Source organism: Spirosoma rhododendri (assembly GCF_012849055.1).
GTDB lineage: Bacteria > Bacteroidota > Bacteroidia > Cytophagales > Spirosomataceae > Spirosoma > Spirosoma rhododendri.
This window is the reverse complement of the sequence record NZ_CP051677.1, coordinates 1,319,158-1,333,729: the sequence shown is the minus strand read 5'-3', so window position 1 is coordinate 1,333,729 and position 14,572 is coordinate 1,319,158. Positions and strand designations below refer to the sequence as shown.

The following is a 14,572-nucleotide window of genomic DNA, read 5'->3' as shown; positions in this document are numbered from 1 at the left end:
AATTGACAACGATTCGTTAGGAATTGCTTTTTTTCGTTCGGTTTACCCCCCAGCCCCCTGAAGGGGGAGTGGTCCATTTACGGAATGCTCCCCCTTCAGGGGGCTGGGGGGTAAGCGGGCAGGCCAAATACACTGACCATACAACCATTTGCCATCAACCTACTTCCTCGACTTTATGCGCGTTCCTCTCCTTTTCTGTGCCCTGCTTATGCTTGACGTTACCACGACAGACGCCCAGTCTGATTCGCCCATTCAATACCCCAAAGCCCGCCGGGTCGAGCATACAGATACGTACCACGGTACTGTTGTAGCGGACCCGTACCGGTGGCTTGAAGACGACCGCTCGGCCGAAACGGCAGACTGGGTCAAGGCTGAAAACAAAGTCACCGATGCCTACATGGATCAGATTCCGTACCGCAAACAGTTGCAGCAGCGGATGGAGCAGATCTATAACTACCCCAAATACTCGTCGCCCTTTCATCAGGGGACAGGCGAGATGGCGAAGTGGTACTACTTCTACAAAAACGACGGCCTGCAAAATCAGTCGGTGCTTTATAGGCAGATGGGGCTGGACGGCAAGCCCGAAGTTGTTATCGATCCGAACGAACTGTCGAAGGAAGGAACCACTAAACTGACGGTGTTTTCGCCGTCGAAAAGCGGCAGATACGCTGTTGTTGGTACGTCGCAGGGCGGGTCAGACTGGTTCACATACCGCGTTATGGACCTGACGACGAAAAAATACCTGCCCGAAACACTCGACTGGGTGAAAGTATCCGGCGCTGCCTGGCAGGGCGACGGGTTCTACTACAGCCGCTATCCTAAACCCGAAGGCAGCGCACTGGCCGCTAAAAACGAGAACCACCAGGTATTCTTCCATGCGATCAACACCCCGCAGTCGGCCGACCGGCTGGTGTATGAAGACGCCAAAAACGGGCAACGCTTTCACACCCTCAGCACCACCGATGACGAACGGTTCGCCGTCCTGTCGGTAAGCGACCGGGGGCAGGGAAAAGACGGTAACGCGCTGTTTTTCATCGACAGTCAGTCGGGTAGCAAAACGTTCGCGCCCATCGTTGCCGACGTGACCGACTCGCGCTACAGCCTGATCGACAACCGGGGCGACGTGTTACTGATGCAGACCAACGACAAAGCGCCCAACGGCAAAGTCGTCGCGTTCGACACGAAGAAGAAAGCCATGACAACGCTGATCGGCGAAACGAAGTACCCGATGGCTGAGGGTGGCGTCAGTACGGGCGGGCGCAAGCTGTTTGTCGAATACACCAAAGATGTCGTATCGGAGATTCAGGTGTTCGACTATATGGGCAAGCACGAAAGCACCGTCGAACTGCCCGGTCTGGGGTCGGTTGGTGGGTTTGGCGGTCAGCCGGAAGATTCGTTTGTGTTCTACTCGTTCACGTCGTTTACCAGCCCGTCCACTATCTATCGCTACGACATTGCCAGCCGCAAAAGTACCGTGTTCCGCGCCCCCGAAGTCGATTTCAAACCCGGCGATTACGAAACGAAGCAGGTGTTTTACACCAGCAAAGACGGTACGAAAGTGCCTATGTTCCTGACGCACCGCAAGGGACTAAAACTCGATGGTACCAACCCGACGCTGCTCTACGGCTACGGCGGTTTCAACGTCAGCCTGCCGCCGGGTTTCAGCCCGCTACGGATTCCGTTTCTGGAGCAGGGCGGTATTTACGTTCAGGCTAACCTGCGGGGGGGCAGTGAATACGGCGAAGCGTGGCACGAGCAGGGGATGAAGCTGAAAAAGCAGAACGTGTTCGACGATTTTATTGCGGCAGCCGAGTACCTGATTAAGGAAAAATACACCAGCCCGGCCAAACTGGCGATCATGGGCGGCTCAAACGGGGGCCTGCTCGTCGGGGCCGTGATGAACCAACGCCCCGACTTGTTCCGGGTGGCCATTCCGCAGGTGGGTGTGATGGATATGCTGCGCTTCCACAAGTTCACTATCGGCTGGAACTGGATCGCCGACTACGGTAGTAGCGACAATCCTGACGAGTTCAAGGCACTGTACGCCTATTCGCCGATTCACAACCTGAAAGCGGGTCAGAACTACCCCGCTACGCTGATTTCCACCGCCGACCACGACGACCGGGTCGTTCCGGCGCATTCGTTCAAGTACGCGGCTACGTTGCAGGACGTTTATAAAGGCAACAACCCCGTGCTGATTCGGATCGAAACCAACTCTGGTCACGGAGCCAGCAACACAAAGAAAAATATCGAGGATGCCGCCGAAACGTACTCGTTCATCCTCTGGAATATGGGTGTGAAAACGTTGAAGTAGGTTTGGTGGGATACAAAACAGCCGCGGGCTACCGGAGTGATCCGATAGCCCGCGGCTTTGTTTATGATGCTGAGTTACTTCAGTTTAAACGTTAACCCTAGACGCAGTGTAGCCAGGCTCGAACTTATCTCGGCAAAACCGCCCAGATTATTCGCAAACAAATACCGGGCACCGATGTGTATGGGTACGTAAGCCGTTGAGTAACTGTCGGAGATACCCAATGACCGGATATAGCTGTCGCCATAGGATAAGCGGTAGAACGACACACCAATACCCGCATACAAGTCGAGCTTGTCATCTGTCAGCTTAATCAGCTCATTGAAGTGGTAAGACCCCCGTGCGCCAATGTCGAAAGAAGTGACACCGCTACCGTATGTACGAAAACCGGCAACACCGCCAACGGTGATGTTCTCGTATACACCAGTTTCGTAACCCGCTGTCAGGGCTACACCGCTGCCATTAAAATAACCGTAACCACCAACACCGATACCGGCATTGATGAAACTGGTTCCTTTACCAATGGCCATCTGGCCAAATGAGTGTGTGCTGACGAGCGACAGGACGATCAGCAGAAAAGCATAGTGCAGTTTTTTCATGAGTAGTAGATAATGATGTACAACGGGACAAAGAAAACGGGGAGCATAGAACCAGGCAAGCCTTGCCGGCTGCGTCTTATTGATCGGTTATGCTCAATTGAGCCGAAAGTAACGCAATGTCGAACGCGAATCCATATCAGTCATACCGTTATATGATGAGCGGAGAAGCGACTGATCCGCTAAAAATTCAGGTTAGTAACCGATTAAAACATTTACGCAGACAAGGTGGGTGAGTCCGATTATCAATTGGTTCAATTGTTGATATTGAACCAACATGAACGACAGATACTCTACTCATTTAGTATGATTACCGTTAATGCGCCCCTGATATACGTAGTTGATCAGGGCGATTCAGTTACCGATTACGCACAGCACAACCTGATTGACCGGCGTGATACTCCGATATTCTGCCATATAGAAAATGGGGCCGAGCTGCTGATCCGACTCACACACTGTCTGGACGGGCGGTTGCCGGATTTGATCCTGCTGGCGACCAACACGCCGATTATGAACGGATATGAGGTGTTGCAGGTGCTAAAGAAGGACAGCGTATTTCGCTCCATACCCATACTGATGCTCGTTGATACGACGCATGAACGGGTCATCAAGCGATGTTTCGAGTTGGGATGCAATGGTCTGATCCAGAAAGCAAAAAACTACAGTAACCTGGTGAATGCCGCCCGGATGCTATCGTACTCAAACTAAAACCATCAGTAGTCTGCTGATTTACAGGCGGATAGTTTTTAATATTTGTTGAAAACCATTCTGTAACAGCTGTTCAGCGGTGCTGATCGGTACAATCCAGAAGAGCGATGCATCTTTAGTGAGCAGACACAGCTTCGTGCCCGGTGGATCCTGCTGCCGCATGAATTGAGCCGCATCATCGGGGTTGGTGAATGAAACAAGGGGCGTTTTATTACCGGAAGGAAGCAAACGGGCAATCTGTAGTAACGTCTGCCAGTTCACAGCGTCACGGGGCGTTACTGTTGTATTCATGCGTAGTTTGGGCAGAGTGACAGGCCAACGGTCGGTTAAAGTACGTACACCAGCAAGTACCAACTTCTCTTTGTATACAAAACAACTAGATTTTGTATGTGAGTAAGTCTGCTTTTGTGATTAACTTAGAAAAGGACAAAGCAGATGCCATTAGACACAATTCATTACGCTGTATACGCCGATAAAATTTAATTGTTGAGTCGGGCCGGATTATATAAGCAAATGGGGCCACCTGAATCAGGTGGCCCCATTTGCTTACAGGAATTAGTCGTGTTACGCGTTGACAGGCTTCAGCTTTTCTTTGAAAACCTTGCGGAATTTATCCAGTTTGGGGGCCACGACAAAGGCGCAGTAGCCCTGGTTGGGGTTCTTCAGGAAGTAATCCTGATGGTAGTCTTCAGCGGGATAAAACGGTTCGGCCGGGCTAATTTCCGTGACGATCTTGCTGTCGTAAGCGCCCGACTTGTCGAGTTCAGCCTTGGCCGTTTCGGCAAGTTGCTTTTGCTCGTCGTTGTGGTAGAAAATCACCGAGCGATACTGCGTACCAACGTCAGCCCCCTGCCGGTTGAGCGAGGTGGGGTCGTGGCTCCGGAAGAATGCCTGTAACAATTCCTGGTAGGATATACGGTTGGGATCATACGTCACTTCAACACATTCGGCGTGGCCGGTGGTACCCGTGCATACTTCTTTGTAGGTAGGGTCGGCTTTCTGGCCACCTTCGTAACCTGAAATAGCCGAAATAACGCCGTCGAGTGAGTTAAACTGGGCTTCTGTACACCAGAAGCAGCCAGTGCCAAAAGTAGCTTTCTCCGTATTTACGTTTGTGTCCATTTACGTCTAAGAAGCGAACAGCCCGACGGTCAGGAATAGCTGCTGAGCCGGTCCATAACTATTGCTACTGTTCATTGTTGTTGATACAGATACAACAGTGTCTGATTCAGTAAAGTTTACACCCACTGCCTGTGAAAGACCTAGATACCGACCAGTTCCGCTACGACGGAGACAAGAAGCTGAAGCTCAAAAAAGTACCGACAAAAGTTGACGATTACTACGACGATAAAGGCCATTACGAGGTAATGCTGCGGCATCAGGCCGACGAGATCGACAAGTATCAGGACCTGATGTTTGCCCACAACCGCTATGGTCTGCTGGTTATTTTTCAGGCGCTCGACGCGGCCGGAAAAGATGGTACGATCAAGCACGTGTTTACGGGCACTAACCCAACGGGGGTGACGGTGCATTCGTTTAAGCGACCGACGGATCTGGAACTAGACCACGATTTTCTATGGCGTAGCTGGCGTGAACTACCGGAGCGGGGTAAGATCGGCATCTTCAATCGCTCGTACTATGAAGAAGTGCTTGTAACGAAAGTACACCCGGAGATACTCACGGATAGCCAGCGCTTGCCGGAAAAAGCGACCGACGATCTGGACAAGCTGTTTAAACATCGGTACGAAGCCATTCGCGACATGGAGAAATTCCTTTCTCACAATGGCTTCCCGACGGTTAAGTTCTTCCTGAACGTATCGAAACAGGAGCAGGCCGACCGGCTGATCGCCCGGATTGAAGATCCGGAGAAGAACTGGAAATTTGAAGAGGGCGACGTGAAAGAGCGTGAGTTCTGGGACGATTACCAGGCTGCGTACGAAGAATGCATTAACGAAACGGCTACTGACAAAGCCCCCTGGTACATTATTCCGGCCGACGACAAAAAGAATATGCGGCTGATTGTCGGGCGCATTATCATCGAAGAATTAAAGAAACTGCCGATCGAAGAGCCGGAGTCGGGTGAAGATCGGTTTAAGGAACTTCAAAAATTGATTCCTGTAATCAAGGGTCAATAACCATCGTACGCTCAGCACATTATGGCATTCTCCAGCAAGCCGTTCCGTTTCGACAACAAGACTCCGTTTAAGTCAGCGCAAACGCCAACGCGTGTTGAGCCGCTGTATAAAGATGCTGATGATCTGAATCAGCAACTCGACGCTCTGGCGGCCCGCATGGATCAGGCCCAGAATCGGATGCATGCCGATGAAAAATACGGGTTTCTGGTCGTGTTTCAGGCGATGGACGCAGCCGGCAAAGACAGCAGCATCCGGCGGGTTTTCAAAGGGGTCAACCCGTCGCGGTTTCGCATGGCGGCTTTCAAGAAACCCGAAGACACCGACCTGAAACACGATTTTCTGTGGCGGTTCTGGCAGGAACTGCCGGAGCGGGGCAACATCGGCGTCTTCAACCGGTCGTATTACGAGGAGGTGCTGGCCCTGCGCGTACACCCCGACCGGCTCGACGACCAGTCGATACCGGAGAATCTGGTGCCTAAGAATATCGATACGCTCTGGAAACAGCGCTTTGGCGACATCGTCCACTTTGAAGATTACCTGTTTCGGAACGGCTTTCCCATCGTGAAGTTCTACCTGCATGTCGACAAACAGGAGCAGGGAAAACGACTGCTCGCCCGGCTCGACGATGTTGAGAAGCAGTGGAAACTCAGCCCCAGCGACCTGAAAGAGCGCGAGTTCTGGAGCGACTACATGCAGGCTTACGAAGATACGATCAACGCGACGGCCACGAAGCAGAACCCGTGGTACGTGATCCCCAGCGACGACCGGCAGAACCAGCAGCTTATCATCGCCAACATCCTGACCGAGCTGCTCGAAGCCCTGCCCACATCCTTCCCCGAAACCGACAAAAAAACCGTCACCGAACAGCGCAAGCTGATTAAAAAGCAGGACAGTTGATAGGTTTAAGGTTTATGGTTTAATGTTTAAAGTTGCTTCTGCATGTGCCAGAAACCTTGAACGTTAAACTACAAACCTTAGACTCATTTAACCGCCCTCAGCTTGTACCCTTGTTTCTGGAGCAGGCTGACGAGTCCGTCCGGGCCGGCGAGGTGGAGGGCACCTACGGCGATAAACGTTGGGCGGGAAGCCATCAGGCCCGGTAGCCGTTTCATCCAGGTTTGGTTGCGCTCCGTGACCAGAAACGACAGGTCGCCGTATTTGTCTTCGTATGACCGGCTGAGCTTATACAGACCGTTCAGATCACCTTTGAGGTAAAGTTTCGTGAGGTCACCGGCGGCTTTTCGCATGTCGGCCTTCTCTTTCACCATCGTTACCAGGTCCGCTGCCTGCTTTTCGACAGGGTCGTGGTCGAACAGAAAATTCATCTGCTGTTCCATCGTTTCGAGGGGCGTTACCAGTTTGTCTTTCCGATGGCCTTCGGTGGCGAAAAACAGGTCGATGGGCTGGCCTGTGAAGTGGCTCAGCGTGTCTGACTCTTTCTCCGTGTAAGCCATGCTGAGCGTAGTCGCGGTCATGATCGGCTTCATCATGCTGAACATCGCCAGGTCATAACCCGTCGTTGTTTTGAACTCCTTCGCCACCAGGTCATAGTCGGGCGCGGAGATGAGCTGTTTCAGGTTTTTACCCGGCATCATCGCTTTCATCGCCATACTCAGCATAGCCGCCGAGTCGACCGTTGTCTCGACCACTACCCCCGCCGACTTATCGAATGCCTGCTGCACGGCGGGTGCCTGTTTGAGGTAGCTGTCTTTCAGAATATGGTAGGTGCCGAACAGATAGGAGGGTTGTTTGAGGTCGTTGCCCGACACTTCCCACAGCATCGACTGACCGCTTACCCGGCCCCCGAGAAGAACCAGAATCAAAAGAAGAATGCGCATGATTGATAAAAGTTAGCGCTGTAAAGAAACGGGTTTTGGGGCGAATGCCGATTACCGCTCAACCCGACAAACCGGGCTTTCAACAAATTTAAAACAGTCGCCCTACGGCAGGACGTACCTTTGCTGTCAAACAGCCCATTCCTGCTCCCGGAACAACAAATTATGAATCAACAAATACGACTAGGGTACCTCTTGCTGATCAGCTGGCTGGTTGGTGCCGGTGCAGCTTTTGCGCAGGACAAACTGACAGTCAGCGGGTACGTGAAAGATGCGGCCAACGCCGAAGGGCTGATTGGGGTGTCGGTCTACGTGAAAGAAACCGGTACCGGTGCCGTAACCAACAACTATGGCTTCTATGCCGTGACGATGCCCGCCGGTACGTATAATCTCGTCATCAGCTATGTTGGCTACGCGAAGCAAACGCGCACGGTAACGCTGACCGACCGCAGCGTAAAACTCGATCTGGAACTGGCGCAGGAAGGCAAGCAGCTTCAGGAGGTAACGGTATCGACGCAGCGCGACGACGACAACGTAAAAAGCGTGGAAATGAGCGTCAATAAAATCGACGTACAGACCATCAAACGCATTCCGGCACTGCTCGGCGAGGTCGACGTGATCCGGAGTATTCAACTGTTGCCGGGTGTCAGTACGGTAGGGGAGGGCGCAACGGGTTTCAACGTGCGCGGGGCAGCATCGACCAGAATCTGGTGCTGCTCGACGAAGCACCGGTCTATAACTCGTCGCACCTGTTCGGCTTTTTCTCGGTCTTTAACCCCGACGCGATAAAGGATGTCAAGCTGATAAAGGGCGGTATTCCGGCCAACTACGGTGGGCGTATCGCATCCATTCTTGATGTACGGCTCAAAGAAGGCAACGCCAAAAAAGGCGAACTGAACGGCGGTATCGGGCTGATCTTCAGTCGGCTGGCGTATGAGCGGCCGTTCCTGAAAAACCGTGGTTCGTTTATCGTCGCGGCCCGGCGGTCGTATGCCGATATTCTGGCGCAGCCGTTCCTGCGGGGCGATTTGAAAGGGGCTAAATTTTACTTCTACGACCTGACGACAAAGGCCAACTACCGCATCAACGACCGCAACACGGTGTTCCTGTCGGGCTACCTCGGCCGCGACGTGTTCGGGGCTGATTTCGGTTTCAACTGGGGTAGTACGACGCTGTCGGCCCGCTGGAACCACGTGTTCAGTGACAGACTGTTTCTCAATACGACGGCCTATTACAGCAATTATCAGTACGCCCTCAACTCCGACCAGAGCGGTAAGAATCCGCAGGATAATTTCCGCACCGACTCGCGGATTGTCGACTACAGTATCAAGCCTGATTTCTCGCTGTTTCTGGGGAAAAGTACCCTGTCGTTTGGTGGGCAAAGTATTCTGCACGACTTCCAGCCCGGCGTAGCTACAGCGACGAGTGCGGGTGTCGAGCGGAGGTTTGGACTGGACAGCCGCTACGGACTGGAAAATGCGCTGTACATCGGCAACGAGCAGCAGCTAACCCGGCGGCTGCAACTGCAATACGGCCTGCGGTATTCGCTGTTCACCTACATCGGCCCCGGCGAGGCATATACGTTCAGCACCGACGGCGCGTTGGGCACCCGCAAATCACTCGTCTCGACCCGGACCTATGACCGGGGCAAGCCAATTCAGACCTATGGTAATTGGGAACCCCGCCTTGCCGCCAAGCTCGACCTCGACCCCAACAGCTCGCTCAAACTCAGCTACAACCGGCTGGCGCAGTACATCCACCTGATTTCCAACACCACAGCCTCAACCCCGCTCGACGTCTGGACCCCCTCGACCAACAACGTGAAACCCCAGATTGCCGATCAGGTGGCGGGGGGCTACTTCCGGAACTTCGGTAAGAGCAGCACGCGCGGTAGTGAGTTCGAAGCGTCGGTGGAGGTGTATTACAAATGGCTGCAAAACCAGATCGACTACATCGACGGGGCCAACCTGATTCTGAACCAGTATCTCGAAGCCGACCTGCTCAGCGGGCGCGGCCGGGCCTACGGGGCGGAATTTTACATAAAGCGTAACACAGGCGTCGTCAATGGCTGGATCAGCTATACGCTGGCGAAGACCGAACGGCAGGTGGCGGGAATCAACAACGGCGAGTGGTACGCTACCCGCTTCGACAAACGCCACACGCTGACGTCGGTGCTGCTGATCGATCCGCCCGGCCGCACCGAAGGCCGCAGCCGCTGGAATTTTTCGGCCACGTTCACCCTTACCAGCGGTACCCCGGCTACTTTCCCGACCAGCCGGTTCGAGTACGAAGGCTATGTGGGGTACACCGTCAACGGGCGCAACAACTACCGCATACCGCCGTACCACCGGCTCGATCTGGCGGCTACGTTGCAGGGCCGCAAACGAACCGGCAAGCGCAAAGACGACAACTGGGTGTTCTCCGTGTACAACGTCTACGCCCGTAAGAACCCGTTTTCAGTGTATTTCCAGCCGGGTAACACGAGTGACCCAATTGTCAATCCCCGCGTGACGCAGGCCATCCGGTACTCGGTCTTCGCTACCGCTATCCCATCTGTCACCTACAACTTTAAATTCTAGACCGGGCATGACAACTGCTAAATTTCTGCGCCTTTCGGGGATGCTGCTGGTACTAGCCGGTTTGACGACGGCCTGTACGACAGTCATCAACGCTGACCTCGATACGTCGCCAACGCAGCTATCGGTTGATGGTACGATCACCGATCAGGTCGGGGCCCAAACGATTCGACTTAGCCTGACGGCGGCTTACCTCGATAGCACGATCACCCCAGCCGCCAAAGGGGCTACCGTGACCGTTGCCGATAACACCGGCCGGATCTACGCCTTCACCGACCCCGACAACGACGGTTATTACGTCTGGAAACCCACAGCCCGCGACACGATGGGCCGCATCGGCCATACCTACAAGCTGACAATAGCGTATCAGGGCGATACGTACGTTGCGAGTTCAACCCTTAACCGTGTCCCCACCATCGACTCACTGGTGTTCAGGCAGGCCCGTATCAACCCGATTTCCAGCCAAATGGGGTATCAGGCCATTTTTTACGCTACCGACATCGCCGGTGCCCGCGACTATTACCGCGTCCGCTTTTTCTGGAATGGTGTATTGCAGAACCGACCCCGCAACATCGTTACCGTGCAGGATGCCGCCTTCCGGGGCAGCGCCGACACCGACGGACTTCAATTTATCCAGCCCATCCGCCAGTCGGCCAACCCCGACAGTTTGTACCGTATGAATGATTCGGTGCGGGTCGAGGTAAGCTCGATTACGGCGGAAGCGTTTGATTTTCTGGGCCAACTGCGCACGCAGCTTACCAACGGCGGTCTGTTTGCCACGCCCCCGCCAACCTGCCCACCAACATCGTCAACACCAACGCGGCTGGTCGGACCGCAACGGGTTTTTTCACTGCAACGGCCATCCGCAGCCGCTCAGCCGTTGTTAAAAAAGAGAATTTGCGGTAGTGTGTGCAACTTGGCGCGGTAGTGTAGCCTGGACGTCCACGTCCGGGTGGACGCGTAGCGGCCAAATAGCTGCCGCCGAAAGTGGTTGCCCTGACGGGCACCCGGACGTGGACGTCCAGGCTACACAGTACCCAAAGCCGATACAACGGATAAGAGTGCCCATGTGAGTCACCCCTCTCCTGTTTTAGGAGAGGGGCCGGGGACGGTCGGCCGCTGCCGTGAGTTCATTCGAGGTCAGCTACTACACCACCGGCGTAGTCGTACCCCGTTTTCGGAACCGGCGTATGCCGTCCTGAATTGTGTCACGCTCAACAATGGCGATAACGCCGAGGAATAGTGCGAACAGTGCCAGATGATACGGAATGGCAATCCAGAAGCTGCTGATTTTAATAAGGCCCGACGCCCAGATCAGCGCACCCGCGCCAGCGATGTACCCCAGCGCCGAACCGACGTCATAAGGGACCGGGTAGTATTTTTCACCCAGCAGATAACACACGGCGGTCATCACAACGCACGACGCCAGAAACGCGATGGCGCAGCCCATATAGCCAATTGCTGGAATCAGCAGTATGTTGCCCCCGACCGTCACGGCTAGCCCGATCACAGTAATCAACGTGCCGAAGCGGGTTTTGTCGCTGAGTTTGAACCAGAACGAAATGTTGTAGTAAACGCCCAGAAACAGGTTCGCCAGCAGCAGAATTGGTACAATAGCCAACCCCGTCCGGTACAACGGCGACCGCAGCATTAGTTGTCCGATCACGTCGATGTTCAGGCTGACGCCCACCCAGATCACGACGCAGATAATGACAAACCATTTCGTGACGCGGCCCAGTAGATCGGGGGCCTGCTTGTCGTCCGCCTGTGCGAAGAAAAACGGGTCAGCCGCGAATTTGAACGACTGAATTGCCAGCGCCATAAAGACCGACAGCTTGTAACAGTTGCCGTAGATACCCACTGCGTCATTGGTCGTCAGGCCGGGGTAGAAGCCGGTTGGGAGCCAGTGGGCCAGTACGATCCGGTCGGTTAGGGTGTTGAGCAAACCGGCCAGCGTCGTGAGCATCAGCGGAAACGAATAAATCAACAGTGGTTTTACGGCTTCCGGGCGAAGTTGGAATTTGAAGTTTTTCAGCGTGTCGCGCAGCAGGTAGACGTACAGCAGGTTCGCCAGCAGGTTCGCCAGGAAAATATAGCCGGGGCCGACGGCTGGAAAGTAAATCAGCCGGACGAGTGGTTGCAGGCTAGTGAGGTACTTCCCCATATACACGTCGCGGCAGAACAGCAGGAAAAAGAAGTTCAGCCCGACCATCACGACCACGTTGACAATCTTAGCCGTAACAAACTGCCGCGCCCGATTCTCGACCCGTAGCCGCGCGAAGGGTATAGACATGGTGGCATCGACGGCTACCAGCAGCGCACACCACGTAATCGACAGTTCCTGCCCCCGGTAGTCGAGCCAGCCCGCGATGGGTTTGGTCAACAGCAGAATCAGGGTCGTGCAGAGGGCCGTGATAACCAGTACGATACTAAGTGTATTGTTGAACGTTTCGTCGCGGACGGCTTTGTTTTCCGGGCCTTTGGCGCGGGCAGCACCCCGAAAAAAGGCCGTTTCCAGCCCAAACGTGTACACAGCCAGCATCAGCGCGACGTAGGAGTACAGCACGACGTTGGACGACAGTTCGCCGGGGCGGGTGAAAACCCACGTCTGCAACGGCACGAGCGCGAAGTTGATCATGCGCGGCACAATCGTGCTCAGTCCGTACAGGGCCGTATCGCCAGCCAGCTTTTTGAAGGTACTCATACGCGAGTGCGGACCACGAAGCCCGGCAAACAAAGGTAAGCACCTTTGGCTATCTTTGCGGATACGTTCATCGTACTGTATGTCCCTTCCAATTGCCTCCGCGCTGATTTCCGTCTACTACAAAGACGGCCTCGAACCTCTCGTTCGCCTGCTTCACCAGCACAACGTAAAATTGTACTCAACTGGTGGTACGCAGACATTTATCGAAAACCTCGGTATTCCGGTTACGGCCGTTGAAGACCTGACCGGCTACCCGTCGATTTTCGGGGGGCGGGTAAAAACGCTGCACCCGGCCGTGATGGGCGGGATACTGTACCGGCGCGACACACCCGAAGACCTCGCACAAGCCGAGCGACACCGCATCCCGCCGATTGATCTGGTGGTGGTCGATCTGTATCCATTCGAAGAAACTGTCGCGTCGGGTGCGTCGGATGAAGACATTATCGAGAAAATCGACATCGGCGGTATCTCGCTGATTCGGGCGGCTGCCAAAAACTACAACGACGTTCTGATCGTGTCGTCGCGCAGTCAGTACGACGGCGTGGTGAGCCTGCTGACCGAGAAAAACGGCGGTACCGACCTGACCGACCGGCGCGAGTACGCGGGCAAAGCGTTCAGCGTAACGTCGGGTTACGATACGGCTATTCAGAATTATTTCCTGGGCCAGTCGACCAGCCCTGATACGGCTGATGCCGCCGACGTACACAATTTCCAGCAGCTTCCCGAAAACCACCTGCGCTACGGCGAAAACCCGCATCAGCAGGCCCGTTTCTTCGGTGATCTGAATGCGATGTTCGATAAACTGCATGGTAAAGAACTGTCGTACAACAACCTCGTCGACGTCGATGCCTGTGTGGGGCTGATCGACGAGTTTGGCAGCACGCCGACCTACGCGATCATCAAACACACCAACGCCTGCGGTATCGCGACGGCCCCTACGGCGCAGGAAGCGTACCTCAACGCCCTCGCCTGCGACCCCGTGTCGGCTTTTGGCGGGGTGGTAATAACCAACGTGCCGGTCGATCTGGCGACGGCGCAGGAATTGAACAAGCTGTTCATGGAAATCCTGATCGCCCCCGACTTCGCCCCGGAAGCGCTTGATCTGCTGAAATCGAAAAAGAACCGGATTTTATTGAAACGCAAGCCCGTCGCGCTGCCTACGGCCATGTTCAAGACCATCCTGAACGGAGTGCTGGAGCAGGACAAAGATAACACCGCCGAGGTCGCTGACCAGTTCAAGACCGTCACGCTGAAAGCCCCGACCGACAGCGAAGTACGGGCACTGGAGTTCGCGCTGAAAGTGTGCAAGCACACCAAGTCGAACACGATTGTACTGGCAAGAGAAGGCCAGCTGCTGGCGAGTGGCGTCGGTCAAACGTCGCGCGTCGATGCGCTGCGGCAGGCTATCGAGAAGGCCCATGCCTTCGGCTTCGACCTGACGGGTTCGGTCATGGCATCCGACGCCTTCTTCCCCTTCCCCGACTGCGTTGAAATCGCGGGTCAGGCGGGTATCACGGCGGTCGTGCAGCCCGGCGGCTCCATCCGCGACCAGGATTCCATCGACTACTGCAATCAGCACGACATGGCGATGGTCACCACCGGCGTCCGGCATTTCAAACATTAATTCGTTTAAGGTTTGTGGTTCAATGTTTAAGGTTGTTTTCTCTCACGGAGTACTAACCTTAAACATTGAACCACAGGCCTTAA

11 protein-coding genes and 1 pseudogene are annotated in these 14,572 nt (G+C 54.6%); 7 read left to right on the top strand and 5 right to left on the bottom strand.

Features of this window, described 5'->3' with window-relative positions; genetic code table 11:
• The first annotated feature begins 208 nt into the window (after nt 1-208).
• Nucleotides 209-2,314 carry a prolyl oligopeptidase family serine peptidase gene (locus tag HH216_RS05280; RefSeq protein ID WP_408641786.1) on the top strand — a complete coding sequence of 702 codons (2,106 nt, stop codon included), beginning with the start codon at nt 209-211 and terminating at the stop codon, nt 2,312-2,314.
• A gap of 74 nt (nt 2,315-2,388) precedes the next feature.
• On the opposite strand, the gene HH216_RS05275 is transcribed toward HH216_RS05280, so the two are convergent.
• Entirely contained in the window at nt 2,389-2,910 is a 522-nt protein-coding gene (locus HH216_RS05275) for a hypothetical protein (RefSeq protein WP_169549846.1), read from the bottom strand.
• Nucleotides 2,911-3,213: 303 nt separating this feature from the next.
• On the opposite strand from HH216_RS05275, the gene HH216_RS05270 reads away from it, so the two are divergent.
• Nucleotides 3,214-3,615 (top strand): response regulator, encoded by a 402-nt coding sequence (locus HH216_RS05270; RefSeq protein ID WP_169549845.1) that lies wholly within the window; start codon nt 3,214-3,216, stop codon nt 3,613-3,615.
• A 21-nt stretch (nt 3,616-3,636) separates the two neighbouring features.
• Here HH216_RS05270 and HH216_RS05265 read toward each other — a convergent pair whose 3' ends face one another.
• Entirely contained in the window at nt 3,637-3,906 is a 270-nt protein-coding gene (locus tag HH216_RS05265; protein WP_169549844.1) for a hypothetical protein, read from the bottom strand.
• Nucleotides 3,907-4,179: 273 nt separating this feature from the next.
• On the bottom strand, nt 4,180-4,737 hold the full coding sequence (msrA, locus tag HH216_RS05260) for a peptide-methionine (S)-S-oxide reductase MsrA (RefSeq protein ID WP_169549843.1): 558 nt from the start codon (nt 4,735-4,737) through the stop codon (nt 4,180-4,182).
• Nucleotides 4,738-4,868: 131 nt separating this feature from the next.
• On the opposite strand from msrA, the gene HH216_RS05255 reads away from it, so the two are divergent.
• Nucleotides 4,869-5,750, top strand: a complete 882-nt coding sequence (locus HH216_RS05255; RefSeq protein ID WP_169549842.1) for a PPK2 family polyphosphate kinase — start codon at nt 4,869-4,871, stop codon at nt 5,748-5,750.
• Nucleotides 5,751-5,768: 18 nt separating this feature from the next.
• On the top strand, nt 5,769-6,647 hold the full coding sequence (locus HH216_RS05250; protein ID WP_169553269.1) for a PPK2 family polyphosphate kinase: 879 nt from the start codon (nt 5,769-5,771) through the stop codon (nt 6,645-6,647).
• An 83-nt stretch (nt 6,648-6,730) separates the two neighbouring features.
• Here the strand turns inward: HH216_RS05250 and HH216_RS05245 are convergent, their stop codons facing one another.
• A complete protein-coding gene (locus HH216_RS05245; protein ID WP_169549841.1) occupies nt 6,731-7,588 on the bottom strand; it encodes a TraB/GumN family protein in 858 nt (285 codons plus the stop codon).
• A gap of 162 nt (nt 7,589-7,750) precedes the next feature.
• Here HH216_RS05245 and HH216_RS05240 point away from each other — a divergent pair.
• Nucleotides 7,751-10,164: pseudogene (locus HH216_RS05240) on the top strand (TonB-dependent receptor).
• 7 nt (nt 10,165-10,171) lie between these two features.
• A complete protein-coding gene (locus HH216_RS05235) occupies nt 10,172-11,089 on the top strand; it encodes a DUF4249 domain-containing protein (RefSeq protein ID WP_254448694.1) in 918 nt (305 codons plus the stop codon).
• Nucleotides 11,090-11,308: 219 nt separating this feature from the next.
• Here HH216_RS05235 and HH216_RS05230 read toward each other — a convergent pair whose 3' ends face one another.
• A complete protein-coding gene (locus HH216_RS05230) occupies nt 11,309-12,865 on the bottom strand; it encodes a lipopolysaccharide biosynthesis protein (RefSeq protein ID WP_169549840.1) in 1,557 nt (518 codons plus the stop codon).
• A 79-nt stretch (nt 12,866-12,944) separates the two neighbouring features.
• Here HH216_RS05230 and purH point away from each other — a divergent pair, with 79 nt between their 5' ends.
• Nucleotides 12,945-14,489, top strand: coding sequence for a bifunctional phosphoribosylaminoimidazolecarboxamide formyltransferase/IMP cyclohydrolase (gene purH, locus HH216_RS05225; protein ID WP_169549839.1), 1,545 nt, complete (start codon nt 12,945-12,947; stop codon nt 14,487-14,489).
• Nucleotides 14,490-14,572: the final 83 nt, after the last annotated feature.